The sequence below is a fragment of the Haloarchaeobius marinus genome, assembly GCF_051207415.1.
Lineage (GTDB): Archaea > Halobacteriota > Halobacteria > Halobacteriales > Natrialbaceae > Haloarchaeobius.
This window is the reverse complement of sequence record NZ_JBPKGD010000003.1, coordinates 1-24,315: the sequence shown is the minus strand read 5'-3', so window position 1 is coordinate 24,315 and position 24,315 is coordinate 1. Positions and strand designations below refer to the sequence as shown.

The window sequence follows — 24,315 nt, the reverse complement described above, 5'->3', positions numbered from 1 at the left end:
ACCCTCTGGACTTGTACGTACGAATGACCGCGCTCGAACTGCAGGTAATCGACAGCTTCCTGCTCAATTACAACGTCGGGCAGGCGCTCCTTCTGGTGTTCATCCTCTCGATACTCGGAACGCTCCCGCTCAAATCGATGAAGACGATCGGGCTGACAGTCGTGGCCTTCGGCGCGATATTCGTCCTCACGCCGACGAACCTCGCGCCTGTCCAGTACCGGTTCCTGGGTATCGCACTGCTCATCGTCGGCCCGATGCTCGTCGTGATGGCCAACGACTGACCGACTCACTCGCCGAGCAGCGCCTCGTACTGCGCGCCGGTCTGCTTCAGCGTCTCCGTCGAGTAGAGGCGCTCGTGGTCGAACGGCAGGTGCTCGCTCGCGAGTTCGTCCACCTTCTCGTCGACGGCGCGCTCCTCTCGACCGTGTATCATCGTGAACAGGTTGTACGGCCAGTCCTGTTCCGGGCGGCGGGGTCGGTGGTAACAGAGCGTGACGTAGGGGAGTTCGCCGACCGCGAGTCCGCGCTCGTCGAGGTCCTCGTCCGGGACGTCCCAGACGACCATGCAGTTGTTCGAGAAGCCGGTGACGACGTGGTTGACGATGCACCCGACGCGCTTGATGCAGCCCGCCTCGCGCAGGCGCTTGACGCCGGCCAGCACGTCGTCGACCGGCGCGTCGAGTTCGGCCGCCACGTCGCCGTAGGGCGTCCGGGAGAGCGGGAAGCCCGACTGGATGGCCAGCAGCAACTCGGCGTCGAACCGCGAGAGGTCGCCCGTCGCGTCCTCCGAGATGCGGGTCGCCGAGACGTCCGTCGACGCGACGCTCTCGCGTGCGAACCGGTCCCCGTTGACGACGGGGAACTCGAGGTCGATGTAGTAGTCGGTGAGCATCGGGAGGTTCAGCACCTCACAGCCGGTCTCCGTCTCTATCTCGTCGAGGATGCGGTCGCGCGTCTCCCGCGACCCGGCGGTGACGACGAACCACATGTTCCACTCGTGCTCGCGCCGGTAGTTGTGGTTCACCTGCCGGTAGCCGTTTATCACCGCGGCCACCTCGTCGAACCGGTCCTCGGGAGCCTGCACCGCGGCCAGCGTCGAGGACCCGATGACGGGCGGGTTCAACACGGCCCCGAACCGCCGGAAGACGCCGTCGTCGGACAGTCGCTCGACGCGCTCGAACGCCTCGGACTCGGAGATGCCCAGGTCGTCACCGACCGCCCGGAAGGGGCGTTCCGTCACTGGAAAGCCGGACTGGTAGCCGTCGACGAGGCGGGCGTCCACGTCGTCGATGTCCGCGCGCCAGTCGCTTGACGGAGTGCTCATTGACGGGTCTAGGGAGGAGGTGCAGGTACGTGTTTCGAAGTCAGAAGCCGGGCTACTGTTCGTCCTGCGTTTCGTCCTCGACGTCGATGCGGATGGGTTCGGACTCGCCCTGTTCCCCGTACTGGGTGGTGCGCCCCTCGTCGCCGAGGAGCATCGACCGGAGGTCGTCGGCCATCGACTGGACCTGGTTGCGGATGCTGCTGACCTCGCGCTCGAACTGCTCGACCGTGCGTTCGACGTGGTAGACGCGGTTGTGCGGGATTCGCTGGACGAGGTCTCGCCCCTCGTCGTCCTCGCCGGTCTTGATCATCCAGTGGTCCTGGAAGTACACGACGTACTCGTTCTGGACCGTTCTCTCGACGGTGTCGCCGTCGGGACCCTCGTACACGATGGTTGCCTGACCGAGGTCTGTCTCGACCATACCGAACTGTAGGCGCTCGACACTGGTAGTGTCTGGGGTCTCGGTCACTCACACCGGCCCGGGTCGACCTCGGGTCGGTCGAACGCGCGAGTCCAGACTCGTGAGAACGGAACGAGGGACTTTTCCTCGGGCCATCCCAACCTCAGTCTATGGCGCAAGCGACCCGCGAGTACGGCGAGTGGCCCCTCAAACGGCTGATGACGGAGGTCGTCGGCTCCGGACACAAGTCGGCCGAGGACATGGACCGCGACCAGGCACGGGAGGCGTTCCAGCGCATCCTCGGCGGCGAACCGGACCCGACCACGCTCGGGGCGTTCTGGCTGGCGAATCGCTGGAAGCGCAACGACCCCGAGGAACTCGCCGCCTACACAGACGTGATGCGCGAGGAGAGCGTCGTGACGGCCGAACCGGACGCCGACCCCGTGGACTGCGGTGCGAACTACGACGGCAAGGGCAGGTCCGCCATCCTCGGCGTCGGGGCGGGCATCGTCGCCGCCGCGGCGGGTACGCCAGTCGTCGCACACAGCGGCGACCGCGTCCCGACGCAGAAGCAGGACGCCTACAAGCACGTGCTCGACGAACTCGGCGTCCGGACCGAACTCTCCCCCGGCGAGAGCGCGGACATGGTCGACGACGCCGGCTTCGGCTTCTACTACCAGCCAGAGTTCAACCCCGGCGTCCACGACCTCTGGGACCGCCGCGACCAGATGGGCGTCCGCACGTTCGTCAACACCATCGAGACGTTCGCCAACCCGGCCAACGCCGACGTCCACCTCGGCTCGTTCTACCACCTCGCGTTCGCGAAGAAGACCTGCGAGACCTTCGCCGAGAGCCGGGAACTCGACGTCGGCAAGGTCGTCATGTTCCAGGGCATGGAGGGCTACGACGACATCCGACCCGGGTACACGAAGGTCGCCGAGTGGCGGGCCGACGACGGCGACGTCTCCGACTACGAGATAGAGACCGCGGAGTTCGGCATGGACTTCGAGAGCGACGACCTCGGCGTCGACGACGTGGCCGTCGACTCGGCCGCCATCACCGAGACCGTCCTCGACGGCGAGCGCGAGGACCAGTTCGCCGACGCCATCGCGCTCAACGCCGCGTTCCGGATGTACGCCCGCGACGACGTGGACTCGCTCGACGACGGCCTCGACCGTGCCCGCGAGACCATCGCGTCGGGCGACGCGGCGACCGTCCTCGACGACCTGCGCGAGTTCTAGCCCCGGGTTCGGTCTCGTCGCCGGTCGCGGTCGCCCCCGGCGTCTGACGGGGGCTTTTCTCCCCCGCGGTCCAAGCACGGCCATGGACGCCCGACCGCTGTACGCCGCCGACCAGGAACTCGTCGAGGAGGCCGTGGAGACGCTCGAAGCCCGGTTCGACCCCGACCGCCACCGCGTCGCCTCGGCGCTCCGGACCGGCGACGGCACCGTCTACACCGCCGTCAACCTCCGGTCGACCGTCGACCAGGCGACGGTCCACTGCGAACCCATCACGCTGGAGAACGCGCTGGCCGACGGCAACGACTCGTTCGACTGCTCGGTCGCGGTTCGCTACCGGGACGACGACCCGACGGCAGACCCGGTCGTCATCTCTGCGTGTGGGTGCTGCCGGGAGTTGCTGTACGACTACGACGAGACGCTCGACGTGGTCGTCCGACTCGACGGCGACCGCCGGAAGGTCGCGCTCGACGAACTGCTGCCGGCGCGTGCCTGACGTCGCTACTCGTCCAGCGGGATGGCGACGCTGGCGAGTCGGTCGCCCCCCTTGACCGTCGCCTCGCGCGTGATGGCGTAGCAGATGCCGTCGCGGGTGCTCTCGGCCCGGTGGAGCACCTCGTAGGTGGACGGGTCGTAGACGACGCCCACCGGGTCGCCCGCCTCGACGGTCTGGCCGAGTTCGAGCGCCGGGTCCGGTCGGAACAGTCCCGACTCCTCGGCGTCGACGCGGCCGAGGTGGTTCCGGGCGACGCGCTGGTCCGCCACCGGAATCACCTGCCCGTCGAGGACACCCACGCTCCGGAGGACGTTGCGCACGCCCCGGACGCCGGTCGCAACCGCGTCCTCGACTATCTGCCTGTTGTGGGCGAGTTCAGGCGTGATGGCGGTGATGTCCTCCCTGGCCGCCGCGACCCTGAGTTTCCCGTCGAAGCCCCGCCGGTGCCACGCCTCGGCGGCGTCGTCGCCGGCCCGTTCGGCGAGCAGGAGGTCGGTCCCGAACGCCTCGGCGAGTTCGCGCGACCGGTCGTCGTCCTCCATGAACACGGTGTGGGTGAGCATGTCGGGACTCCCCGTGTGGAGGTCGACGACGACGTCCGCCTCCCCGGCGTACTCCCACAGCGTGGCGGCCATGCGCTCGTGGAGGGTCCCCTCGGCGTCCCCGGGCCAGACCCGGTTCATGTTCGAGTTCACCGAGTCGAGCACCTCCGGCGTGGTGTAGGACACCCGGTCGAACGTGAGGGGGTTCGCGACGGGCACCGCGACTACGCGTCCGGCGAGCGCCGTCGTCGGGAGTTCCTCGTGGAGGCGTCGCAGCACCTCGGTCCCGTTTATCTCGCGGCCGTGCTGGGCCGCCTGCACGTACACCGTCGGACCGTCGTCTGACCCCTCGTAGCTGTGGACCGTCGTCTCGACCGCCACGCCCGAGGGGAGTCTGGCCAGCGTCACGCGCTCTCTGCGGTGACGTGCCGAGCGAGTCATCGTGTCCTGATTTCGCGCCACTCGCTATTGAATGCGACGGGCTCGACCGCGGTGACCGCCAGACGACGGGCGGACGGTCGCCCACCACGACGTATCCACAACGTTTTCCCGAGGGGGGTCCTCGGTGACGGTATGAGCGACCTGACGGCGACGATCCACACGAACCGCGGCGACATCGAGGTCGAACTGTACGAGGACCGGGCGCCGCGGACCGTCGAGAACTTCGTCGGACTCGCGACCGGCGACCAGACGTGGACACACCCGGAGACGGGCGAGGCACACGAGAACGACCCGCTGTACGACGGTACCATCTTCCACCGCGTCATCGACGACTTCATGATCCAGGGCGGCGACCCGACCGGGACCGGCCGTGGCGGCCCCGGCTACCAGTTCGACGACGAGTTCCACGACGAACTCGGCCACGACGACGCCGGCGTCCTCTCGATGGCGAACTCCGGGCCGAACACGAACGGGAGCCAGTTCTTCATCACGCTCGCGGCCCAGCCCCACCTCGACGGCAAGCACGCCGTCTTCGGCAAGGTCACCGACGGCATGGACGTCGTCGAAGAGATCGGGTCGCTCCCGACCGACGCGCGCGACAAGCCGACGAAGGACGTCGTCATCGAGAACATCGAAGTTCACCGGTAGTCGAGTCGTTCGACGACACCGCGCGTCCCGTCGACGCGGACGCGCTCCCCCGTTCTGAGCCGCGTCGTCGCGTCCTCGACCGCGACGACCGCAGGGATTCCGTACTCGCGAGCGACGAGTGAGCCGTGGGTGAGTCGCCCCCCGACGGCGGTGACCACCGCCGCCGCGTTGAGAAACAGCGGCGTCCACCCCGGGTCGGTGTACGGGGCGACGAGCACCTCGCCGCGCTCCAGGCGCTCCGTCCCGGGGTCGGTGACGACGCGGACGACCCCCTCGACGACGCCGGGCGCGGCCGCCGTCCCGGTCAGCGTCGACGAGGACGCCGGTTCCCGGTGGCGCGAGGGCGGGACGTACCCGTCGCTGGTGACGATGCGCGGGGCGGCCGTCCGCCGGTGGCGCTCGTACGACCGTCGCCGCGCTGGCAGGCCGATGGCCGCGAGTTCGCTCGGGTCGGCCAGGCACTCGAGCAACTCGTCGAGGTCGAGGAACCACACGTCCTCCGCGTCGGCGAGGTACGGCGTCGCCGCCAGGTGCTCGCCCGCCGCCTGGACCTGCGTTCTGAGTTCGGCCAGCAACTTCGACAGCGCGTACTTGGGGTACTCTCGCAGTCCGAGATACCCGCTGTACACGCGGACGAGACGACGGACGAGGGGGCGCAGGAGGGGGTTCGCGCCGTCGACGAGCGACCGGGCGGCCTCGTCGGCCGTGCGCTCCGGGGTGGCGGCCCGCTCGTCCGGTCCACCGCCGGATTCGAGGTGTCCGGCGACGGCGTTCAGCAACAGCGTCGGGTCCTCCCGGTAGCGCGGGCGGCTGAAGTCTATCTCGGCGGCGGCCCGGAAGCCGTACTCGTCGAGGAACGCCTCGAAGGCGTCGAGGAACGGACCGCTCCCCGACACGCTCGCGAGGTCGTCGAGCGAGGCACCGTCCCGGAGCGCGGCCACGACGGCGGGGTCGTCACGGGCGACGTCGGCCAGGTCGTCGAGTTCGGCACCCATCCGGCGCACCGGGTCGTCGCGGATGCCGCTGGCGAGACGGGCGACGTCGTCGGCCTGACCCGGGCGGAGGCGGCCGAGGGCACTTCCCGCCAGCATCGACGCGTAGAACGGGTAGAACTCGTCCAGCAGCCACGAGACCGACGCCTCGAGTTCGTCGACGGCGGCGCGAACGCGACCCTCGGGAGCGTCGTGGCTCCGTATCCGGCGGACTGCGGACCGACAGTTCGCCTCGTAGACGACTCGCGCCCGGTCGGGTGCCCCTTCGGGGCGCGACGAGACGAACGCCGTCGCGATGCGCCCGAGGACGCGTCCGACCGTGGGGGCGACGCGAACGAGTGTGCCGGCGGTCCGGCGAACCCGGTCGACCGTCCACCCCGACCAGGGGAGGTCGTCCCCGCGTTCGTCGACCAGGACGGAGAGCGCCTCGGCGGCGGGTTCGTCGATCGACCGGAGCGTCGACCGGATGCGACGGCCGAGCCACGGTCTGACGAGGTAGGGGGTGAGGTCGATGTAGAGGCGCCCACCCGCCATCGCGGCGAAGCGTCCGGTGAGGCCGTACTGCTCCCAGGCGGTGTCGATGAGGCGTCGCCAGACGTCGAGGACGAGCGGCGGCATCGCCTCGGGCATCCCCTGTCTGTAGCCGAAACTGTAGTAGACGTGGAGTCGGTCGTCGGTCGGGCGCGGTTCGGGGAGGGGAAACAGGGCCGTGACCGGTCTGGACTGCAGGAGGACGACCTCGCCGACCGGGCGCTCCTCGTCGCCCTCGACGATGGCCCACTCGACGTCCTGTGGCCCGTCGAGGACGGCCGAGACCCGCGCCCCCAGGTCGACGAGGGCGGCGACGTCCCCGTCCGAGAGGACGCGCTCGGACCGGCCGGGGGCGAGTCGGTAGTCGAGGGCGTCGCCCGTCTCGGAGTCGACGCGCAACGTGTCGGCCGTCTCCAGTCCGGCGACCTGCGTGTCGCCACGCCCCGGCCCCGCGTCGACGACGCTGACGGTCCGGTCGCCGGTGACGGGGTCGGCTGTGAACAGGATGCCCGAGGACTCCGGGTCGACGAACCGCTGGACGACGACGGCCATCGCGGCGTCGGCCGTCGGGATGCCGTTCCGGGCGCGGTAGGCGACGGCCCGGTCGGTGAACAGACTCGCCAGGCAGGTCCGGACCGCGTCCAGCACCTCGTCGCGTCCGGACACGTCGAGGACCGTCTCGTACTGGCCGGCGAAGGACGTCCCGGGCAGGTCCTCGGCCGTCCCCGACGACCGGACCGCGTAGGCGCCCTCGCCGAGGTGGTCCTCGACGCCCTCGACCACGTCGTCGGGGAGCGGTCGCGACTCGATTCGCTCGCGCACGTCGGCGGCGGTGCGGTCCCGCCGTTCGTCGTCGCCCGCCTCGATTGCCTCGTCCAGCGCAGCGAGCAGTCCCCGCGTCTCGGGGTCGTCGACGAGGGTACGGTAGGTGTCGGTGGTGACGACGAAGCCGTCGGGGACGGGGAGGCCGGCACCGCGCAGGCGGGCGAGCGTCGCGGCCTTCGAACCGGCCGTCTCCGGGTCTGCCGCACGGTCGTCGTCGAGCGCGAGGACCGCCGGCGTCGTCACGGCGTCTCACCCGGCCTGCCCGGACGGGTGCTGTCGCGGGGCGTCGTGACGAACCGGCGGACGCCGGTGCTTCGCGTGGAGCGACGCCCGGGTCGGTAGCGCATACCCCGGGTCGGAGAGAGGAGGGCAAAAGTATTCGTCGGCTAGGTGTGGTAACCGGTGCGAACGCGGGCACCGTCGGGTCCTGGATGAACTTCCTCCGGACCTGCTGGAAGAGCCACGCTCTTTGTCCGCCCGCCCGACAGTACGACCATGTTCAGGCGGCTCCGTGAGACCGGACCGGCGGCGCTGGTCCCGCTCGCGTGGGGGTTCGCGACCGCCGCCCACGCCGAACTCCTCCAGTTGCGGACGGTCCGGATCGGACTGCTCGTCATGGACGCCCTGCTCGTGGCGTTCACCGTCCTCTCGTGGAGAGACATGCGCGAGGGCGTCCTGTTCGCCTGGAAACTCGTCCTCGTGGTCGGAACCGCGGCGAACCTGCTGGCCACGGTGGCGGTGTTCGCAGACCCCGTCGACCTCGCGCTGGCCGCCGCGGCTATCGTCGCGTGGATGCTCGTCCCGGCCGTCGCCTACGTCTACACCGGCCTCCGGGTCGAACGTGCGCCGTCGGTGTACTTCGCAGGGGCCGTCCTCTCCGGACTCGGGACGGTCGCCTACCTGTCGTCGGTCGGCGCCCCGACGCTGGCCTACGTCGGTTTCGCGCTGGTCGGGGTCGGCCAGACGGCCGGCATCGTCACGGCGGTCCGGACGTACTGACGGTCCACGTCGCCCGGACTGACGGCGACGGGACCGCGCCGGAGACCGACACACGAAAGGTTCCTCGACCCCGACCCTCGACGCATGAGCGACGCCGAGGACGCCCACACGCCGAGCGAGATCGGCGAGGCGAACGCACCACCCGTCGAGGAGGCGCCGTACAAGTTGATATTCGAGGCGAACAAGTGCTTCGGCGCGGGCAAGTGCGCCGAGGTCTCCGCGAACTGGGACCTCGACATCGACACCGGGCTGGCGACCCCGAAGACGTACTTCTTCGGTGAGGACGAACTCGAACACAACGTCAGGGCCGCCGAGGCCTGCCCGGCCAAGAAGGACCGTGGCATCATCCACGTCGTCGACCGCCGGACCGACGAGGAGATCGCGCCCGACCCGGAGGGCGACGGCACCCTCTCCGTCGACTGGTAAGCGAAATCGTCTTGAACGCGCCGGGATAATGGCCGACCGCGCGAGGGTGGCTGAGCCAGGCCAAAAGCGGCGGACTTAAGATCCGCTCTCGTAGGAGTTCGCGGGTTCGAATCCTGCCCCTCGCATCCCGTCTCGAACGAACGAAGAGCCGTTCGTCTCCGTTCTGCCGCCGCCGCACGGGTCGATGGGTGTCCCGGAACCGTACCGACTGGAACGGCCCAGCGACGGCTGTCGACCGGTCGTCCGGGAAGGACAGGACGTGCAGTCGGTCGGACGGCGAACTGGCTGGAAACGCGGTCGCTACGGAGGTGGTCCACTGTACGGAAGGCGACTACCGGGGCATGGCAGTGGTAGCCGCCGTCGACCAACGCGAACTGTGGGTCATGACAGATGTCCCGTCGGTCGTGGTACCCGATTCCTCGGGGACCGCTTCCGTGTCTCTCGGTTGGCACCGTAAACGTATCGGTTAGTGATACGTCGCGCCGCGTCGACGTCGTCCGGTTTCACCGACGTCCGGGCACAACACCGTCCTTATGTCCATGGGTGGACGATGACGACCATGGCGAGGTTGTTGACCGACCGGTTGGCGGACCAGCTCGTGACGGCGTGTCGGACGACCGTGGGGGACAGTCTCCGGTCGCTGACGTACTTCACACGGGACGATTTCGAACAGCTCTACCTGCGGAGCGACCTCGAACGCGACGCGGACCTGACCACGTTCGTCGGCCACGAGTGGCGCGGGTTCAAGACCACCCAGGCGGCCTACCAGCAGTCCGAACTCGGCGACTACGAGTACACCATCCGCGTGTTCGAGAACGGCTTCCTCGTCCGCGTGACCACCGACACCGAGGGAGTGTTCGTCACCACGGACGGCCTGACGCTGTCGAACTTCCACGAACTGGAGATGGCGGCCCGTGGCGTCCTGGCCGGCGAATCCACGGCGTGACATCCTCCCCGTCGTAACCGACGGGGCTTCCCGTACCGCAGGTGGGATGTTTGCCGGTCTGCGACACGACCTGTTCTCGCGGGGCGAACACCCCACTTCGGGAATCGAACAGGTACGTCGATGGCTGTGCCACACAGCCGTTACTCCTATCCTCTCCGTGAGGACTCGGAGTTATCTTCTGTCGCATGTTCTCCGCTCCGTTGCAGTCCGCGTTGGCTACCAACTCACACGACGAGCAGACGTACAGCCCGCGTTCGACACGGTTCGACGTCGTGTCGTCCCCACATCGTGAACACGTCTTCGACGTCTCCCACTCGTTCTCTTTCAGCACCTCGACGCCCCGTATCTCGCCTTTGTATGCGAGGTACTGGTAGAGTCGGTCGCACGCCCACGAGTGCAACTTCTTGTTCCCGGTCGTGCCCCAGTCGGACTCACGCACGTCCTCGGGCCAACTCACTCCCACTCGTCACCGTTCCAGACGGCGCGAACGGTCTGCACGCTGTCGACTTCCGAGAGGTCAACGTCGGGGCGCGTCTGGTACTCGCAGAGCAGGAAGTCCGACCAGTACTGTTTCAGGTTCGAGCCTTTACTGAGACGGACGCGGTCGTTCTCGGGGTCGTGTTCGAACCCGTCTGCTTTGAACGTGACCGTACTACGTGGTCTGGTGTCGCCGTGTTTGCGGTAGCCGGGCGGATTCGCCTCCGGATCTTTCTGTCGCAGGTCGAACCACGACTGGAAAGCGTCGGAAAGTTCTTCGATGACTTTCTGACTGGATTGTGCGTTCAGGTCTTTCCAGCACGACTGGTTCTTCATATACGCCTTCAGCACGCCTTCGTCGGGGATTTCGCCGGTCGCGTCCCAGATTCGGTCGGCTGTCCAGCGTGCGACGTTCCAGATTTTCGAGGCGGACTCACCGAGCGAGTCGAGGCCATCACACACCTGTCGGTGGTTCTTGATGGAACCAACGCAGGTGCGCGTGACCTCGATCGCCATATATAGCCTATGTAAACAAATCTACTCAATGGTTCGGAAGAGCACGGAATATCCGGCCAGAGTGTCGTCGGTGGACCGTGGAGGAGTTGTCGGATTCACTCCCGCCGCAAACGGCGGGATTCTCTCCTCGCAGAAAGATAGCTTTTACGGTGGTGGCCTCTGGAGTGTAGGGACATGTCAGGTCAGGAGGTACGACTTCAGAGTACGGTCGCAGGATTCACCGTGGACGGAACGCTCCACTCGCTGAGCGTCTGGTTCATCCTCGCACTCCGGTTGATGATGGGCATCGCGTTCTTCCAGAGCGGACTCGACAAGGTGCTCTCGGGTGGGTTCCGCGCGGGCGGGTACCTCACCCAGGGCGTCCCCGGCAGCGGGAGTCCGGTGGCGAACGCGTTCGTGTGGATGGGCGAGACCACCTGGTTCGTCGACTTCGTCAACGTGGCGGTCCCGTGGGGCGAGTTGCTCATCGGTCTCGGTCTCATCGTCGGGTTCATGACCCGACTGGCGGCCTTCTGGGGCGCGTTCATGATGTTGCTGTTCTACCTGGGCAACTGGGACGTCGGTCACGGGTACATCAACGGGGACTTCGCGTACATGCTGGTGTTCCTCTCCGTCGCCGCCTTCGGTGCGGGCCGTATCTTCGGCCTCGACGCCTACGTCGAGCAGTACGAGGTCGGCGGCCGACCGCTCGTCGAGGCGTACCCCTGGACCCGGTACGTCCTCGGGTGACGCCGAGAGCGCAACGCCCATCTTCGTCGATGGCCTAGCCGTCGGCAATGACAGGGTTGCCCGAGTCGGTCGAGCGAGCGCTGGAACGGCACGACGCGTTCACCCGCGTCGACGACGAGTTCGCGGTCGGGACGACGCGACTGGACGCCGTCGTCACGGCGGCGCCGACGGGGGACGACCGCGACGGTGCCTTCCGGGTGACGGTCCGGATCCCGACGCTCGACGCCGTCGTCGAGGGGGAGACCGTCCCACCGGTCGTCGAGGACGGCTGGTTCGAGACGCTCGAACTCCGACTGGAGGACGCATTCGACGTCGCCCACACCCTCGACCACGACGACCCCACCGTCGAGCGCCGGGGGGAGACGGTCGTCGCGACGTTCACCTACCGGTCTGGGAGCGCCCGGACGGGCGTCGAGGACGCGAAAGCCGTCGCCGAGTTCGCCGAGGGTACGTTCGTCCAGGGTATCGTCCCGGGGTACGACTACGGCGGACCGGCAGCCGAACTCCTGACGAACGCGACGCAGGGAGGAAGCAGTCGGTCGGGCGGGCCCTAGAACTCAATCCATCGCGATGTACGTCTGTGTGTCCTCGACGCCCTTGATGCCCTGAATCTGGGTCGCGGCGATGTCCTTGACCGCGCCGGGCGACTCGACGGTGACCTTCGCGATGACGTCGACGTCGCCCGCGACGATGTAGGCGTGGTCGACGCCGTCGATGTCCTCGATGTTGTTCTTCAGCCTGTCCGCCTCGCCCGTGTTGGCCTTGATCATGATGTACGCCGTGACCACGGTCAGACACCTCCTGCGGGTGCGGCCCTGCTCGCGTCGCCGACGACGAGTTGTCGAACGTCGTCGAGGACGTCGAAGTCGGCGAGGACGACGACGCGGTCACCGAGTTCGAGCGACTCGTCGGGGTCGGGAATCACGAGCGGCCCGTCGGCCTTGCCGAACGCTATCATCGTCGCGCTGCCGGGTAGTTCGACCTCCGAGAGGGAGTAGCCACGCATGGGCGACTCCTCGGTGGCGGTCAGTTCCACGAGCTGAAGATTCTGTGCGATGTCCGCGATGGCCCGGATGTCGCCGCCGAGCAGTGCGTTCTTCGCACCGATGGCGCCCAGGCGTTCGGGGTAGACGACCTCGTCGACGGCGTCGGCGTACTTCTGGTATATCTCCTCGCGGTAGTCCTCGTCGATGCGCATGACCGTCCGCGCGCCGTGGTGGTCCGCGATCATGCAGGCCGCGAAGTTGGTGTTGAGGTCGCCCGTCAGCGCCCCGACCGCGTCCGCCTCCGCGATGCCTGCCGCCTCCAGCTTGTCTTCGCGCGAACCGTCGCCCTCGACGACCGTGAACCCCTGGTCGCGAGCGCGTTTAATCTTCCGCTCGTCGAGTTCGACGAGCGTGACCTCGTGCCCCTCGTCCCTGAGGACACGCGCCGTACGGAGTCCAACTCGACCAGCACCTATGATAACGAACCGCATATCAGTGCATACGCCTACCCACCTTGAATAACTTGCCCTGGCGGCGGTCCCTGTGCTGGGGGAAGGTTTTTGCTATGTGAAATTGTACCACAGAGGGAATGGTTCACGCGTTCATCATGGTCAAGACGGCCGCCGGCAAGTCGGAGAGCCTCCTCGACTCGATACGCGGACTCGACGCCGTCACCGAGGCACACATCGTCGCCGGGAACTACGACATCATCACCGAGGTCGACGCGGGCGAGGTGTACGACGTCCTGCACACGGTCACCGGCGAGATGCAACGACTCGACGGCGTCTCCGACACCAAGACGTACATCGCACTCCAGTGAGGCGACGCAGCTAGTGGTCCAGTTCCTGGACGTCGTGGTCGTCGACGAACGAGCGGAGTTCTGCCTGCTGTTTCCGTAACCGCTCCGGCAACTCGGCGTAGACGGAGTCGAACACCTCCTCCGGCGTGGCGGGTTCTTTCGCCTCCGCCCGGTCGACAGCGTCTGCCAGTTCCTCGTCCGCCTCCTCGTAGATGGTGTCGACGTACTCGTCGTTGACGAGTCCCTGCTCGCGGAGGTACTCCTCGTACCGGTCGAGGGGGTCGCGGGTACGCCACTCGGGGAGGTCCTCGCTCTCCGCGTCGCGGTAGCGCGAGGGGTCGTCGCTGGTCGTGTGTGCGCCCTGCCGGTAGGTGAGACTCTCGACGAGGACGGGGTCGCCCTCGCGGGCGGACGAGAGCGCGCTGCCGACGAACTCGAGCACCGCGAGGGGGTCGTTCCCGTCGACCTGCCCGCCCGCGATGCCGTAAGCCTGTGCCTTGCCGGCGATGGAGTCCGCCGCCGTCTGTCGCTGCCGGGGGAGCGAGATGGCCCAGTTGTTGTTCTCACAGAAGAACACCGTCGGTGCGTCGAAGACGCCGGCGAAGTTCAGCCCCTCGTGGAAGTCGCCCTCCGAGGTGGCGCCGTCGCCGAAGTAACAGACGACGGCACCGTTGTCGTCGGTGTAGTTCATCGCCATGCCCGCACCCGTGGCGTGGGGTATCTGCGTCGCGATGGGGACCGCCTGCGGGAATATCGGGAGCGAGTGTCCCGAGTCGAACTCGGCGCGGCCACGACGGAACAGCAGGAGGTCGCTCATCGGGACTCCCCGGGCTATCTGCATCGCGTTCGACCGGTAGGTCGGGAACAGCCAGTCGTCGTCGGCCATCGCGTGTGCCGCGCCCACCTGCGAGGCCTCCTGCCCCTTGTACGGTGGGTACCCACTCATCCAGCCGCGGCGCTGGAGCGACAGCGCACGCTCGTCGAATCGGCGAGCCCGGACCATGTCTCGGTACAGCGTCCGGGCCTGTTCGGCTGAGAACGGCGTGTCGGCGACGTCCCGTTCTCCGATGACTCGATGCATGTCAGTTGCAAACCTTGCCCGACTGAAAGCCGTTCCGATACGGCAAAGTGTTCCCGACGCCTAGGGGTGGTATGGTCTCACTGGTCGGCGCGGTCGGCCTGCTGGTCCTCGTCCTCGTCAACACGGCGCTCGCGGCGGTCGCCACCCGGTTCTTCCGCCAGCGACTGGACACCGACTGGGGGTCGATAATCTACGTCGTCGTCGTCACTCCGTTCGTCCTCCTGGTGACGACGCTCCTGCTCTCGGGCGTCCTCGGTCTCGGCGGCGACCTCGGGTCGCGCAACCTCGCACTGCTGGTCGCCATCGCACTCCCGCTGGTCCTCGGCGTGAGCGTGGACTTCTTCTGGATGCCCTCGCCGGACGAGATAGAACTCCCGGACACGATGCGATAGGGCGGCGGACCGACGGACGGGAACCGCGGGCTCACTCGTCGACGAGGTCCGCGAGGGCTCGCTCGACGTCTTCCAGTACCGCCTCCGGCGACCGGGTCGCGTCGACCCGGACGAACCGCTCGGGTTCCCACTCGATGAGCTGTTCGTAGTTCTGCTTGACCTGCGCGAGGTACTGCGACTGCTCGAACTTGTTCGTGGCACCCGAGCGCTGCATGGCGGTCCGGGGGTCGACGTCGAGGAAGATGGTGAAGTCCGGCTGGACGGTGAAGGGCTGGTGGACGCCACGGATGTACTCCATCGGCCGCCTGAGTTCGCCCTCCAGGGTCGCGCCCTGGTAGGCGTACCGGGAGTCGGCGAAGCGGTCGGAGATGACGAGGTCGCCGTCGGCGAGTGCGGGCCGGACGACCCGGGAGAGGTGGTCGGCGTGGTCCGCGACGAACAGGAACAGCTCCGCGAGCGGGTCGGCGTCGTCGTCCGCGATGGCGCGGTCGACCGCCTCGCCGTACCACGAGTCGGTCGGTTCGCGCGTGAACGTGGCGTCGGGGTAGACGTCGTGCAAGGCCTCCCAGACCGTCGTCTTCCCGCTCCCGTCGAGTCCCTCCAGCGTGACGAGCATGGCCGGGACTTCTTCGGGATGGCGTATCTGTCTGTCGGACTGAGACGTGCAGCGGAAGGTCCAAACGGTGGCAGTAACGGCCGGTTACCTGTCGGCGAGCGATGTCTACGCCGACGCATATGCCATCCTACCTGTCTGGTACGCATAGCTCTCCGGCATCGGACCGGTCCGGACGCACTTGCGACGTGCCGACCGATGGCTAGCCTTTATCGGGATTCCTGACTAACTGCCGACGTATGAACGTGCTCGTCACCGGCGGGACAGGCTTCATCGGACGCCGACTGTGTGCAGAACTCGACGACAGGGGGCACGAGGTGACGGCACTCGCCCGGAACCCGGGCGACGCGGACCTGCCCGACACCGTCGACACGGCGATGGGCGACGTGAGCGCCTACGAGTCCATCGAACCGCACTTCGAGGGGCAGGACGCCGTCGTCAACCTCGTCGCGCTGTCGCCGCTGTTCGAACCGCGGGGGAACCTGACCCACGACTCGGTCCACCGGAAGGGGACCGAGAACGTCGTCCGTGCCTGCGAAGCGCACGGCGTCGACCGCCTAGTCCAGATGTCGGGGCTGGGGGCCGACCCGGACGCCCCGACGGCGTACCTCCGGGCGAAAGGACGGGCCGAGGAGATCGTCCGGGCGTCCGACCTCGACTGGGTCATCGTGCGCCCGTCGGTGATATTCGGCGAGGGCGGCGAGTTCGTCTCCTTCACCAAGAAGCTGACGACGCCGGTCGTGACGGGCCTGCCGGGCGGCGGGAAGACCCCGTTCCAGCCCATCTGGGTGGGCGACATCGTCCCGATGCTGGCCGACACGGTGGAGGACGACGCCCACGTCGGCCAGACGTACGAACTCGGTGGGCCGGAGGTGCTGACGCTCGCGGACGTGACGCGACTGGCCTACGCCGCCGAGGGCAAGTCGATAACCATCCTCCCCATCCCGCTCCCGATTGCGAACCTCGGACTGGCCCTCGCCGGTCCCCTCCCGTTCGTCCCCTTCGGCCCCGACCAGGGTCGCTCGCTGGAGCTGGACCACACCGTCTCACACAACGACGTCGAGGCGTTCGGCGTCGACCCGTCCGACCTGACGACGCTCGCGTCGTACCTCGGCGTCGAACGGGCCGCTGCGACGGCCGACTGACCCGTCGCGTTCTGCCTCCAGACGGTAACATATACGGGCTCAATTCGTGAAATAATGGTTGCTTCGACGCAGGCGAATCTGGCAGGTAGGAGGCCCTTACCGCGACGTTCTGGATAAATGTGACATTAACTCGCGAGTGGTACCATCCAAAGGCTTATATCCTTCATCCCTGTCTTGACAAACCAACGGAGCCCCCTTTCAAATGAAACTGGCGATGATTGGATTCGGTCAGGCCGGCGGCAAAATCGTCGACCGTTTCGTCGACTACGACGAACGGACGAAAAGCGGCATCGTACGTGCCGCTGTCGCCGTCAACACGGCCAAGGCCGACCTGATGGGTTTGGAGAACATACCGAACGAAAAGCGCGTCCTAATCGGCCAGTCACGGGTCAAGGGCCACGGGGTGGGCGCGGACAACGAGCTCGGCGCGGAAGTCGCCGAGGAGGACATCGACGAGGTGCAGGGTGCCATCGACTCGATTCCGACACACGAGATAGACGCCTTCCTCGTCGTGGCCGGGATGGGCGGCGGTACCGGCAGTGGCGGCGCACCCGTCCTCGCGAAACATCTCAAGCGTATCTACACGATTCCAGTGTACGGGCTGGGCGTCCTGCCGGGGTCGGACGAGGGCGGCATCTACACGCTGAACGCCGCACGGTCGTTCCAGACGTTCGTCCGCGAGGTCGACAACCTGCTCGTCTTCGACAACGACTCCTGGCGGCAGGCCGGCGAGTCCGTCGAGGGTGGATACGCCGAGATCAACGAGGAGATCGTCCGCCGGTTCGGCGTGCTGTTCGGCGCTGGCGAGATCGGGCAAGGCGACGAGGTGGCCGAGAGCGTCGTCGACTCATCCGAGATAATCAACACGCTCGACGGCGGCGGCATCTCGACGGTGGGCTACGCGACCGAGGGCGTCGAACTCTCCGACGACAGCGGACTGCTGTCGCGGTTCACCGGCGGTGGCGACGACGACGTCGACACCGCACACACGACGAACCGCATCACGTCGCTGGTCCGCAAGGCCGCACTCGGACGGCTCACCCTGCCCTGCGAGATAGAAGGCACCGAGCGTGCCCTGCTCGTCATGGCCGGTCCCACCGAACACCTCAACCGGAAAGGTATAGAGCGCGGGCGGAAGTGGCTGGAGGAGCAGACCGGGTCGATGGAGGTTCGAGGCGGGGACTACCCGCTCCGCGAACCGCAGGTAGCGTCCTGTATACTCCTGTCTGGCGTGAACAACGTCCCGCGAATCAAGGAGCTCCAGCAGGTCGCGATAGAGGCACAGGACAACATCGAATCTATCCGCGACGAAAGCGAAGATAACTTACAGAACTTAGTCGAAGATGACGAGGATGAACTCGAGCCGCTTTTCTAGGTGGTCGATACTCGCCGTGGTCGCGGTCATCGCGGTCGCTGCGGTCGGGACAGCAGCGGCGGTATCGGTCACCCAAGAAGACGTGCCGGCAGAGGGAGAGGTATCGTCCGACTACTCGGCGACGATGACGCTCGGGGAACTGTACCAGGACCCCGACTACACGTCGTGGACCCTGCGCGGGTCGACCGAACTGGAGAACGTGACCTGGACGGTCACGACGACCGACACGGACACCGGCCAGCAGATAGACCAGCAGTCGTTCGACGGCCAGTCGTTCAACTACTCGAACATCGACGCCGAGGCGAACGACGCGAACCAGGTCACCGTCGAGGTGACCGGGACGGTGCCCGAGGTCGAGAACTACACCTACTCCGAGGAGGAACAGTTCGTCGTCGCGGGCCTGACGCAGGTCCGTGAGGGTGGCACCACGAACAACGTCGCCACCCGCAAGGCCCACCACTACACCCCGGAGAGCAAGGCGGCCCGGGACGCCATCGGGACGGCCGAGCAGGCGATCTCCGCCGCCGGAGCCGCCGGCGGTGACACCTCGACGGCCGAGGACACGCTCTCGTCGGCCGTCTCGGCCTACAACGGCGCGAACTTCGGGAACGCACAGGACCTCGCCGACCGCGCACAGAGCGAGGCGAACGAGGCGAAGTCGGCTGCCGAGTCCAGCCAGCAGCGCACCAAGTTCCTCATGTACGGCGGTGCAGCGATTCTCGTCCTCGGCGTCGTCGGCGGTGGCATCTACTGGCACCGTCAGCAACAGGACGACTACGGCCGCCTCGGCTGAGCGCTTCGGAACGTTCTTTGCGGTTCACTCGTGACCGCCAGCTATGCGTGTCGTCGTCCCGTTCGAAGGGACCAACCCCAAGACCCGGCTCTCGGACGTTCTCGGCCCCGACGAGCGGGTCGCGTTCGCTCACGCGATGCTCCGGGACGTCCTCGACGCCGTCCGTGCGGCCGGTGCGGAGCCGACGGTGCTCGCGACCGGACCGGTCGACGTGGACGCACCGGTCGGCGTCGACGAGCGTCGGTTGACCCCGGCGGTGAACGCGGTACTGGCGGACGCCGACCGTCCGGTCGCCGTCGTGATGGCGGACCTGCCCCTCGTGACCGGCCCCGTACTGGAACGTCTGTTCGCGACCGAGGGGGACGTCGTCGTCGCACCGGGGCGAGGGGCCGGGACGAACGCGCTCGTCGTTCGCGACGATGCGTTCCGCGTCGACTTCCACGGCGCGTCCTACCTCGACCATCGCGAGGCGGCGACGGCGGTCGGTGCCGACCCGACGACCGTCGACTCGCACCGACTGGCGACGGACGTCGACGAACCGACCGATCTCGTCGAGGTGCTCGTCCATGGCGACGGCGAGGCGGCCGAGTGGCTCCGGACGCACGGGTTCCGACTCGACCGCGGGAACGGACGCGTGGACGTCGTTCGCGCCGACGACTAGGCCCGAACGCGACGGTCCGGTGGCGACGTCCGTCGTCGTCGAAGGCGGTCCCACCGGACTCGCCCGGTTCGGTCCGCGACAGGAAGACACGTTTTTGCCGGTCGAACTCGCACGCCAGAGTATGATTCCGGGGGCCGACGAGTACGGGGTCGACATCTCTATCGCGGAGTCGGACGTCGAGGCTGCGCTCGCGGTCACCCCCGACGACGTCGACCCGGCGTCGGAGTTGACCTTCGCACGGAACGTCTTCCTGCCACTGACGACGGCGTGTCGGTACACCTGCACCTACTGCACCTTCTTCGACCCGCCGGGGCAGGCGACGCTGCTGGACGACGAGGCCGTGAACGAGACGCTCGACATGGGCATCGACGCCGGGTGCACCGAGGCGCTGTTCACCTTCGGCGACGACCCGGACGACAGGTACGACGAGGTCCACGCCCAGCTCGACCGGTGGGGGTACGACTCCATCCACGACTACCTCCGTGCCGTGTCGGAGCACACCCTCGACCGGGGCATCCTGCCGCACTCGAACCCCGGCGACCAGACCCGCGAACAGATGGCGTCGGTCGCACCCTACAACGCCAGCATGGGCGTCATGCTGGAGACGACGGCCGACGTCGACGCCCACGCCGGTCGGCGCGTAAAGTCGCCGGGCCAGCGCCTGAACACCATCCGGAACGCGGGCGAACTGCGTATCCCCTTCACGACGGGCATCCTCGTCGGCATCGGCGAGGACTGGCGCGACCGGGCCGAGAGCCTGCTCGCCATCCGCGAACTGCACGAACGGTACGGCCACGTCCAGGAGGTCATCGTCCAGAACGTCGTCCCGAACGAGCGGTCGCGCTTCGAGCGCCCCAGCGTCGAGACGATGCGCAGAGTCGTCGCCATGGCCCGGGCGGTCCTCCCCGAGGAGGTCTCGGTGCAGGTTCCCCCGAACCTCTCGCCAACGCGGGAGTTGCTCGACTGCGGCGTCGACGACCTCGGCGGCGTCTCCCCCGTCACGGACGACTACATCAACCCGGACTACGAGTGGCCGGCCCTGCGAGAACTGCGCGACATCGCCGACTCGGCCGGCGTCCCCCTGCGGGAACGGCTTCCAGTCTACGAGCGCTTCCTCCCGGCGGAGCTCCGCCGGCCGGACTTCGACGGCGAACCCGCCCCGGGCGACGGGTGGATAGACGACCCGGTCCGTGCGGCCCTCACCGGCGACACGCCGGCCGGCCGGCGCTACCGCCGCGTTCTCGACCGGCGGGCGACGACGTAGCGCGAGGGCGTCGTGCGTGCGACCGCCTCCGTCGTATCCATCGGGTCCGACGGTCGGCTACTCCGTCCTGACGACCCAGTGGCTGTCCCCCTCGCGAACCAGTACCGACGGTTCGCGCATCCGGACCACGTAGCCCGTCGGGTTCGACTGGACCTCGTGGTCGGCACGGACGCTCCCCATGTCGCCGAGCAACTGCGCCGTCGGGGGCTTCTGTGCCGCCCCGCAGTCGTACACCGTCAGCAGACCCCGCCCGCCGTCGCGCTCGTAGACGACGATGTGGGCGTGCCGGGGGAGTCGATAGCGCCCCTCGCCGTCGGCCGGGACGAGCGTGTTCATGTCTCAGGGTCGGTGCGGGAGGGGTAAAACGGTAGTCGTTCTCGTCGGGTCGCCGACGGGACTCAGTCGTCCGCACTGACGACGTCGCCGGCCGTCTCGGGTACCTCGTCGTCGCGGAGCAACGGCGTGCCGTCGGCCCGCGGGCCGAGCGTCGGCCCGAACGGAGCGTCGCCGTCGACGACCCGGCGCTCCCGGTAGTCGGTCGAGCGCTCGACGGGGACGCGGCCGATGGCCCGAATCATCTCGACGTACCGGTCGAAGGTTCGGAACTCGCCGTACGTGCCCCCGGCGCGCTTGGTTATCTCCTCCGAGAGGATGGTGCCCATGAAGTCGTCGGCACCGCAGTTGAGCATCTTCATCCCGTGCTCGTCGCCGTACTTCACCCACGAGGACTGGACGTGTTCGACGTTGTCGAGGAAGAGGCGACCCACCGCCACCATGAGTTCGTCCTCGGCGCGGCTGGCGCCCTCGGTCACGACGCCGTGTTCGTACAGTGGCGTGTTCTGGTGGACGAACGACAGGGGGACGAACTCGGTGATAGCGCCGCCGGTTCGGTCCTGGAGGTCGCGGAGTTCCTTCAGGTGCAAGACGCGGTGGGCCGCGTTCTCGACGTGGCCGTACATGATGGTCGCGGTCATGTCGAGGCCGACGTTCGCGGCGGCTTCCATGGCCTCGAGCCAGCCGTCGGTGCGTATCTTCCCGGGGCAGATGACGTCTCGAACCTCGTCGACGAGTATCTCGGCGGCGGTGCCCGGGACCGAATCGAGACCGGCGTCCCCGAGTTCCCGGTAGACCTCCTCGTAGCTCCAGTCGGTCCCCCTGCGGGCGTGGTAGGCCTCCTCCGGGGTCATCGAGTGGAGGTGGACGCCGCCGACCGACATCGCCTCCATCTGCTCGACGTAGGTGCCGGGGTCGACGTCGTACTGCTCGGGCGGCCTGTAGTTGGTCTCCTTCCAGTCCGAGTCGCGGAGTCTCTCGTGGTGCTCCTCGTTCAGGGCGAAGGCGGGATGCAGCCCCGAGACCGACGTGACCTCGTAGATGCCGCGGTCGAGCATCGAATCGACGACCCGGCGTGACTCGGCGGGCGTCTTGGTGAACCCGTCGTGGTCGAGGTCCGAGTCGACCTCGAAGGCGTGGGCGCTGTTCTTGAAGTTGCAGAACAGACACCCGGTGTTGCAGGCCGTCGTGACGTTGTTGTTGAGGTTGGCGACGAAGGTGACCTCCTCGCCGACGACGTCGGCGCGGCGGTGGTCGGCCGCCTCGAGGACCAGTTCCTTTCGCCCCCGGTCGATGCCGTCGACGTCGGTGCCGGTCGTGATGAGTTCGATACCGTCCGCCACCGTGAGTCGCTCGCCGTCACGGGCCTTCTCGAGCGCGTTCTCGAAGGACTGCTCGGTCTCCGGAACGTGCTCGAAGTCGAACCCGTCGGACGGCAGGTCGGCAGCGGTGGTCTCGAACGAGTCGGCCATTACGCGGGAGTCGCGTTTCAGACCCAAAAACGTAGTGGATACCGGCGGCCGGTACCGGGACGCACCGGCGCTCGTCGCGGAGTGAAACCTTCTTTACCGACCGCTTCGCCCGTTCGCATATGAGCACTCGCGTGCGGGGGCGGCCGACGTGACGAGCGTCAAGGAGTTCCGTATCGAACGGCCGGCGACCGCGGACGAACTCGGTCGCGGCGCGTTCGTCTTCACCGACGACTACTCCGTCTTCGACTGGGGCAAGATGCCCGACACGATTCCGAACAAGGGGGCGTCGCTCTGTTCGATGGGCGCGTTCAACTTCGAACTCCTGGAGGACGAGGGCGTCCCGACCCACTACCGCGGCGTCGTCGAGAACGGCGACGTCGTGTCCCTGCGCGACGCCTCGCACCCGCCCTGGGAGATGGCCATCGACCTCACGCAGGTCCCCGACCTCCCCCACGAGGGTCGGGACTACGACTACGAGTCGTTCCACGCCGACGCCGGGGAGAACTACCTGGTCCCCCTCGAGATCGTCTTCCGGAACCGCGTCCCGGTCGGGTCCAGCCTCCGGCGACGCACGGACCCGGCCGACCACGGCCTCGACTTCGAGACCTGGCCCGAGGCGGTCGTCGACCTCGACGAACCCATCGTCGAGTTCTCGACGAAGTTCGAGGAGTCCGACCGGTACCTCACCCGTGAGGAGGCCGACGCCATCGCCGGCCGAGCCGACGTCGCCGACCTCGAACGCGTCGCCCGCGAGGCCAACCGGGTCGTCACCGAGCAAGCCGAATCGGGCGGCCTGACCCACGAGGACGGCAAGATAGAGTGCCTCTACTTCGACGGCGAGGTCCGCGTCGCCGACGTCGTCGGCACCTTCGACGAGAACCGCTTCAGCTACGAGGGCACCCAGATAAGCAAGGAGGTCGTCCGCCAGTACCACAAGCGCACGCAACCGGAGTGGGTCGAGGCCGTCACCGGCGCCAAGGAGCGGGCGAAAGCCGAGGACGTCGCGGACTGGCGGACGCTCTGTCCGGTCGACCCCGAACCCCTCGACGACGACGTCATCCAGGTCGTGAGCGACCTCTACACCGCCGGCGCGAACGCCTACACCGGCCTCGAACTGTTCGACGCACCGCCGCTCGACTCGGCGATCGGTGCCGTGAGTCGGCTCTGAGACTGTTCGCGTCGGGGCGAGCGCTGCCCCGGTCGGCCGACCTGCGTCCCGCATCCGGTTCGACCGGTTCGGGCGGGCGGTTAAGGAGCGTGCGACTGCAAGGCCGCGATACTTCCCCGTGTGGCCGTTCCGGTACAGTGGGACGATGACCACAGTCAACGTGAACTCGGCGAACAAGCTCAGCATCATCTCCACAGTGATCGACGCGGCGATAGCCTTCGCCCGGGGACGGACGAAGGACGGCGTCCTGCTGCTCGGTGCGGCGGCGCTGTCGTCGAAGATTCCCGGTCTCGGGACGGCCGTCTCGCTGCTCACCCGACTGGTCCGACGGCTCCGGTGAGCCAGCGACCAGGGGTGACGAACGCCCCATCGCGTCCATCCTGCTTCTTCGCTGCTCGACGGCGAGCGTGGCGGTTAGAGCGTGAGCGTGGCGGCTAGAGCGTGGCGGTTACCCCGATATCGCGTGGCGACTGCTCACGGAGGTGGGTCGACAGAAGTGCGCTGGCTGGGATTTGAACCGGAGCCAGCCGGTCGCGCTCACGGGGTTCCGCCGGGGCTGGCAGGGTTCGAATCCAGGGTGGCGGTCGTCTCGCACCGTCGTGTTCGCAGTCGCACAGCGACTGCTCACGGTGGTGCGTCGACAGAAGTGCGCTGGCTGGGATTTGAACCCAGGTTGTGACCATGGCAAGGTCACGTGATACCA

At 67.6% G+C, this 24,315-nt stretch carries 28 protein-coding genes, 1 tRNA gene and 1 pseudogene; 19 read left to right on the top strand and 11 right to left on the bottom strand.

The window, feature by feature from the left end; translation table 11 throughout:
* Positions 1-23: 23 nt before the first annotated feature.
* Positions 24-281 carry a DUF8006 family protein gene (locus ACSC1W_RS12030; RefSeq protein WP_435347713.1) on the top strand — a complete coding sequence of 86 codons (258 nt, stop codon included), beginning with the start codon at positions 24-26 and terminating at the stop codon, positions 279-281.
* Positions 282-286: 5 nt separating this feature from the next.
* On the opposite strand, the gene ahbB is transcribed toward ACSC1W_RS12030, so the two are convergent.
* Together ahbB and ACSC1W_RS12020 are read right to left on the bottom strand one after the other, a co-directional pair.
* On the bottom strand, positions 287-1,324 hold the full coding sequence (gene ahbB / locus ACSC1W_RS12025; RefSeq protein WP_435347712.1) for a siroheme decarboxylase subunit beta: 1,038 nt from the start codon (positions 1,322-1,324) through the stop codon (positions 287-289).
* A gap of 52 nt (positions 1,325-1,376) precedes the next feature.
* Positions 1,377-1,745 carry a hypothetical protein gene (locus tag ACSC1W_RS12020; RefSeq protein ID WP_435347711.1) on the bottom strand — a complete coding sequence of 123 codons (369 nt, stop codon included), beginning with the start codon at positions 1,743-1,745 and terminating at the stop codon, positions 1,377-1,379.
* Between the two features lie 149 nt (positions 1,746-1,894).
* On the opposite strand from ACSC1W_RS12020, the gene ACSC1W_RS12015 reads away from it, so the two are divergent.
* A complete protein-coding gene (locus ACSC1W_RS12015; RefSeq protein WP_435347710.1) occupies positions 1,895-2,965 on the top strand; it encodes an anthranilate phosphoribosyltransferase in 1,071 nt (356 codons plus the stop codon).
* Positions 2,966-3,047: 82 nt separating this feature from the next.
* Complete coding sequence (locus ACSC1W_RS12010; protein WP_435347709.1) at positions 3,048-3,458, top strand: cytidine/deoxycytidylate deaminase family protein; 411 nt, start codon at positions 3,048-3,050, stop codon at positions 3,456-3,458.
* A 5-nt stretch (positions 3,459-3,463) separates the two neighbouring features.
* Here the strand turns inward: ACSC1W_RS12010 and ACSC1W_RS12005 are convergent, their stop codons facing one another.
* Complete coding sequence (locus ACSC1W_RS12005; protein ID WP_435347708.1) at positions 3,464-4,441, bottom strand: succinylglutamate desuccinylase/aspartoacylase family protein; 978 nt, start codon at positions 4,439-4,441, stop codon at positions 3,464-3,466.
* A 132-nt stretch (positions 4,442-4,573) separates the two neighbouring features.
* Between ACSC1W_RS12005 and ACSC1W_RS12000 the strand changes: the two genes are divergently transcribed.
* Positions 4,574-5,089 carry a peptidylprolyl isomerase gene (locus ACSC1W_RS12000; RefSeq protein ID WP_435347707.1) on the top strand — a complete coding sequence of 172 codons (516 nt, stop codon included), beginning with the start codon at positions 4,574-4,576 and terminating at the stop codon, positions 5,087-5,089.
* On the opposite strand, the gene ACSC1W_RS11995 is transcribed toward ACSC1W_RS12000, so the two are convergent.
* Positions 5,080-7,680: a PEP/pyruvate-binding domain-containing protein gene (locus ACSC1W_RS11995; protein WP_435347706.1), complete on the bottom strand. Its 2,601-nt coding sequence runs from the start codon at positions 7,678-7,680 to the stop codon at positions 5,080-5,082. The two genes, ACSC1W_RS12000 and ACSC1W_RS11995, sit on opposite strands and share 10 nt — an antisense overlap.
* A 252-nt stretch (positions 7,681-7,932) precedes the next feature.
* Between ACSC1W_RS11995 and ACSC1W_RS11990 the strand changes: the two genes are divergently transcribed.
* The 4 genes from ACSC1W_RS11990 (at position 7,933) to ACSC1W_RS11975 (ending at position 9,808) form a co-directional block, all read left to right on the top strand.
* Positions 7,933-8,436: a hypothetical protein gene (locus ACSC1W_RS11990; protein WP_435347705.1), complete on the top strand. Its 504-nt coding sequence runs from the start codon at positions 7,933-7,935 to the stop codon at positions 8,434-8,436.
* Positions 8,437-8,520: 84 nt separating this feature from the next.
* Positions 8,521-8,862: a ferredoxin gene (locus ACSC1W_RS11985; RefSeq protein WP_435347704.1), complete on the top strand. Its 342-nt coding sequence runs from the start codon at positions 8,521-8,523 to the stop codon at positions 8,860-8,862.
* Positions 8,863-8,902: 40 nt separating this feature from the next.
* A tRNA-Leu gene (locus tag ACSC1W_RS11980) sits at positions 8,903-8,987 on the top strand.
* 434 nt (positions 8,988-9,421) lie between these two features.
* Entirely contained in the window at positions 9,422-9,808 is a 387-nt protein-coding gene (locus tag ACSC1W_RS11975) for a DUF7522 family protein (protein ID WP_435347703.1), read from the top strand.
* Between the two features lie 61 nt (positions 9,809-9,869).
* On the opposite strand, the pseudogene ACSC1W_RS11970 reads toward ACSC1W_RS11975, so the two are convergent.
* Positions 9,870-10,801: pseudogene (locus ACSC1W_RS11970) on the bottom strand (zinc ribbon domain-containing protein); the annotation flags it as partial.
* Positions 10,802-10,975: 174 nt separating this feature from the next.
* Here ACSC1W_RS11970 and ACSC1W_RS11965 point away from each other — a divergent pair.
* Entirely contained in the window at positions 10,976-11,530 is a 555-nt protein-coding gene (locus tag ACSC1W_RS11965) for a DoxX family protein (protein WP_435347702.1), read from the top strand.
* Positions 11,531-11,577: 47 nt separating this feature from the next.
* Positions 11,578-12,084: a DUF5813 family protein gene (locus ACSC1W_RS11960; protein ID WP_435347701.1), complete on the top strand. Its 507-nt coding sequence runs from the start codon at positions 11,578-11,580 to the stop codon at positions 12,082-12,084.
* 3 nt (positions 12,085-12,087) lie between these two features.
* On the opposite strand, the gene ACSC1W_RS11955 is transcribed toward ACSC1W_RS11960, so the two are convergent.
* The gene (locus ACSC1W_RS11955; protein WP_435347700.1) at positions 12,088-12,318 is read right to left on the bottom strand and encodes an Lrp/AsnC family transcriptional regulator; all 231 of its coding nucleotides are present in this window, start codon (positions 12,316-12,318) and stop codon (positions 12,088-12,090) included.
* A gap of 2 nt (positions 12,319-12,320) precedes the next feature.
* On the bottom strand, positions 12,321-13,007 hold the full coding sequence (locus ACSC1W_RS11950) for a potassium channel family protein (protein ID WP_435347699.1): 687 nt from the start codon (positions 13,005-13,007) through the stop codon (positions 12,321-12,323).
* A gap of 98 nt (positions 13,008-13,105) precedes the next feature.
* Between ACSC1W_RS11950 and ACSC1W_RS11945 the strand changes: the two genes are divergently transcribed.
* A complete protein-coding gene (locus tag ACSC1W_RS11945) occupies positions 13,106-13,336 on the top strand; it encodes an Lrp/AsnC family transcriptional regulator (protein ID WP_435347698.1) in 231 nt (76 codons plus the stop codon).
* Between the two features lie 10 nt (positions 13,337-13,346).
* Here ACSC1W_RS11945 and pdhA read toward each other — a convergent pair whose 3' ends face one another.
* Positions 13,347-14,396, bottom strand: coding sequence for a pyruvate dehydrogenase (acetyl-transferring) E1 component subunit alpha (gene pdhA, locus ACSC1W_RS11940; RefSeq protein WP_435347697.1), 1,050 nt, complete (start codon positions 14,394-14,396; stop codon positions 13,347-13,349).
* A 71-nt stretch (positions 14,397-14,467) separates the two neighbouring features.
* On the opposite strand from pdhA, the gene ACSC1W_RS11935 reads away from it, so the two are divergent.
* Entirely contained in the window at positions 14,468-14,788 is a 321-nt protein-coding gene (locus tag ACSC1W_RS11935) for a DUF7991 family protein (protein ID WP_435347696.1), read from the top strand.
* Positions 14,789-14,819: 31 nt separating this feature from the next.
* Here ACSC1W_RS11935 and tmk read toward each other — a convergent pair whose 3' ends face one another.
* The gene (gene tmk, locus ACSC1W_RS11930) at positions 14,820-15,404 is read right to left on the bottom strand and encodes a dTMP kinase (RefSeq protein WP_435347695.1); all 585 of its coding nucleotides are present in this window, start codon (positions 15,402-15,404) and stop codon (positions 14,820-14,822) included.
* Positions 15,405-15,640: 236 nt separating this feature from the next.
* On the opposite strand from tmk, the gene ACSC1W_RS11925 reads away from it, so the two are divergent.
* The 5 genes from ACSC1W_RS11925 (at position 15,641) to cofG (ending at position 20,639) form a co-directional block, all read left to right on the top strand.
* Positions 15,641-16,546, top strand: a complete 906-nt coding sequence (locus ACSC1W_RS11925) for a complex I NDUFA9 subunit family protein (protein ID WP_435347694.1) — start codon at positions 15,641-15,643, stop codon at positions 16,544-16,546.
* A 202-nt stretch (positions 16,547-16,748) separates the two neighbouring features.
* Positions 16,749-17,921 (top strand): tubulin/FtsZ family protein, encoded by a 1,173-nt coding sequence (locus ACSC1W_RS11920; protein WP_435347693.1) that lies wholly within the window; start codon positions 16,749-16,751, stop codon positions 17,919-17,921.
* The gene (locus tag ACSC1W_RS11915; RefSeq protein ID WP_435347692.1) at positions 17,899-18,714 is read left to right on the top strand and encodes a hypothetical protein; all 816 of its coding nucleotides are present in this window, start codon (positions 17,899-17,901) and stop codon (positions 18,712-18,714) included. Before ACSC1W_RS11920 ends, ACSC1W_RS11915 begins: the two co-directional genes overlap by 23 nt.
* A 43-nt stretch (positions 18,715-18,757) precedes the next feature.
* On the top strand, positions 18,758-19,375 hold the full coding sequence (cofC, locus tag ACSC1W_RS11910) for a 2-phospho-L-lactate guanylyltransferase (RefSeq protein ID WP_435347691.1): 618 nt from the start codon (positions 18,758-18,760) through the stop codon (positions 19,373-19,375).
* A gap of 121 nt (positions 19,376-19,496) precedes the next feature.
* A complete protein-coding gene (gene cofG, locus ACSC1W_RS11905; RefSeq protein WP_435347690.1) occupies positions 19,497-20,639 on the top strand; it encodes a 7,8-didemethyl-8-hydroxy-5-deazariboflavin synthase subunit CofG in 1,143 nt (380 codons plus the stop codon).
* A gap of 57 nt (positions 20,640-20,696) precedes the next feature.
* Here cofG and ACSC1W_RS11900 read toward each other — a convergent pair whose 3' ends face one another.
* Positions 20,697-20,975: a hypothetical protein gene (locus tag ACSC1W_RS11900; RefSeq protein ID WP_435347689.1), complete on the bottom strand. Its 279-nt coding sequence runs from the start codon at positions 20,973-20,975 to the stop codon at positions 20,697-20,699.
* Between the two features lie 62 nt (positions 20,976-21,037).
* A complete protein-coding gene (cofH, locus tag ACSC1W_RS11895; protein ID WP_435347688.1) occupies positions 21,038-22,444 on the bottom strand; it encodes a 7,8-didemethyl-8-hydroxy-5-deazariboflavin synthase subunit CofH in 1,407 nt (468 codons plus the stop codon).
* 148 nt (positions 22,445-22,592) lie between these two features.
* Here cofH and ACSC1W_RS11890 point away from each other — a divergent pair, with 148 nt between their 5' ends.
* Positions 22,593-23,612 carry a phosphoribosylaminoimidazolesuccinocarboxamide synthase gene (locus ACSC1W_RS11890; RefSeq protein WP_435347687.1) on the top strand — a complete coding sequence of 340 codons (1,020 nt, stop codon included), beginning with the start codon at positions 22,593-22,595 and terminating at the stop codon, positions 23,610-23,612.
* A gap of 145 nt (positions 23,613-23,757) precedes the next feature.
* Positions 23,758-23,952 carry a hypothetical protein gene (locus tag ACSC1W_RS11885; protein ID WP_435347686.1) on the top strand — a complete coding sequence of 65 codons (195 nt, stop codon included), beginning with the start codon at positions 23,758-23,760 and terminating at the stop codon, positions 23,950-23,952.
* The last annotated feature ends 363 nt before the right edge of the window (positions 23,953-24,315 follow it).

Excerpts from the sequence above, each read along its gene's own strand:
- ACSC1W_RS12000 (WP_435347707.1), top strand. The coding sequence starts at position 4,574 with ATGAGCGACCTGACGGCGACGATCCACACGAACCGCGGCGACATCGAG.
- ACSC1W_RS11925 (WP_435347694.1), top strand. The coding sequence starts at position 15,641 with ATGAACGTGCTCGTCACCGGCGGGACAGGCTTCATCGGACGCCGACTG.
- ACSC1W_RS11990 (WP_435347705.1), top strand. The coding sequence starts at position 7,933 with ATGTTCAGGCGGCTCCGTGAGACCGGACCGGCGGCGCTGGTCCCGCTC.
- ACSC1W_RS11985 (WP_435347704.1), top strand. The coding sequence starts at position 8,521 with ATGAGCGACGCCGAGGACGCCCACACGCCGAGCGAGATCGGCGAGGCG.
- ACSC1W_RS11975 (WP_435347703.1), top strand. The coding sequence starts at position 9,422 with ATGGCGAGGTTGTTGACCGACCGGTTGGCGGACCAGCTCGTGACGGCG.
- ACSC1W_RS11935 (WP_435347696.1), top strand. The coding sequence starts at position 14,468 with ATGGTCTCACTGGTCGGCGCGGTCGGCCTGCTGGTCCTCGTCCTCGTC.
- ACSC1W_RS12015 (WP_435347710.1), top strand. The coding sequence starts at position 1,895 with ATGGCGCAAGCGACCCGCGAGTACGGCGAGTGGCCCCTCAAACGGCTG.
- ACSC1W_RS11920 (WP_435347693.1), top strand. The coding sequence starts at position 16,749 with ATGAAACTGGCGATGATTGGATTCGGTCAGGCCGGCGGCAAAATCGTC.
- ACSC1W_RS11945 (WP_435347698.1), top strand. The coding sequence starts at position 13,106 with ATGGTTCACGCGTTCATCATGGTCAAGACGGCCGCCGGCAAGTCGGAG.
- ACSC1W_RS12030 (WP_435347713.1), top strand. The coding sequence starts at position 24 with ATGACCGCGCTCGAACTGCAGGTAATCGACAGCTTCCTGCTCAATTAC.
- ACSC1W_RS12020 (WP_435347711.1), bottom strand. The coding sequence starts at position 1,745 with ATGGTCGAGACAGACCTCGGTCAGGCAACCATCGTGTACGAGGGTCCC.
- ACSC1W_RS11950 (WP_435347699.1), bottom strand. The coding sequence starts at position 13,007 with ATGCGGTTCGTTATCATAGGTGCTGGTCGAGTTGGACTCCGTACGGCG.
- ahbB (WP_435347712.1), bottom strand. The coding sequence starts at position 1,324 with ATGAGCACTCCGTCAAGCGACTGGCGCGCGGACATCGACGACGTGGAC.
- ACSC1W_RS12005 (WP_435347708.1), bottom strand. The coding sequence starts at position 4,441 with ATGACTCGCTCGGCACGTCACCGCAGAGAGCGCGTGACGCTGGCCAGA.
- cofG (WP_435347690.1), top strand. The coding sequence starts at position 19,497 with ATGATTCCGGGGGCCGACGAGTACGGGGTCGACATCTCTATCGCGGAG.
- pdhA (WP_435347697.1), bottom strand. The coding sequence starts at position 14,396 with ATGCATCGAGTCATCGGAGAACGGGACGTCGCCGACACGCCGTTCTCA.
- ACSC1W_RS11960 (WP_435347701.1), top strand. The coding sequence starts at position 11,578 with ATGACAGGGTTGCCCGAGTCGGTCGAGCGAGCGCTGGAACGGCACGAC.
- ACSC1W_RS11915 (WP_435347692.1), top strand. The coding sequence starts at position 17,899 with ATGAACTCGAGCCGCTTTTCTAGGTGGTCGATACTCGCCGTGGTCGCG.
- ACSC1W_RS11900 (WP_435347689.1), bottom strand. The coding sequence starts at position 20,975 with ATGAACACGCTCGTCCCGGCCGACGGCGAGGGGCGCTATCGACTCCCC.
- ACSC1W_RS11965 (WP_435347702.1), top strand. The coding sequence starts at position 10,976 with ATGTCAGGTCAGGAGGTACGACTTCAGAGTACGGTCGCAGGATTCACC.
- tmk (WP_435347695.1), bottom strand. The coding sequence starts at position 15,404 with ATGCTCGTCACGCTGGAGGGACTCGACGGGAGCGGGAAGACGACGGTC.
- ACSC1W_RS12010 (WP_435347709.1), top strand. The coding sequence starts at position 3,048 with ATGGACGCCCGACCGCTGTACGCCGCCGACCAGGAACTCGTCGAGGAG.
- ACSC1W_RS11885 (WP_435347686.1), top strand. The coding sequence starts at position 23,758 with ATGACCACAGTCAACGTGAACTCGGCGAACAAGCTCAGCATCATCTCC.
- cofC (WP_435347691.1), top strand. The coding sequence starts at position 18,758 with ATGCGTGTCGTCGTCCCGTTCGAAGGGACCAACCCCAAGACCCGGCTC.
- cofH (WP_435347688.1), bottom strand. The coding sequence starts at position 22,444 with ATGGCCGACTCGTTCGAGACCACCGCTGCCGACCTGCCGTCCGACGGG.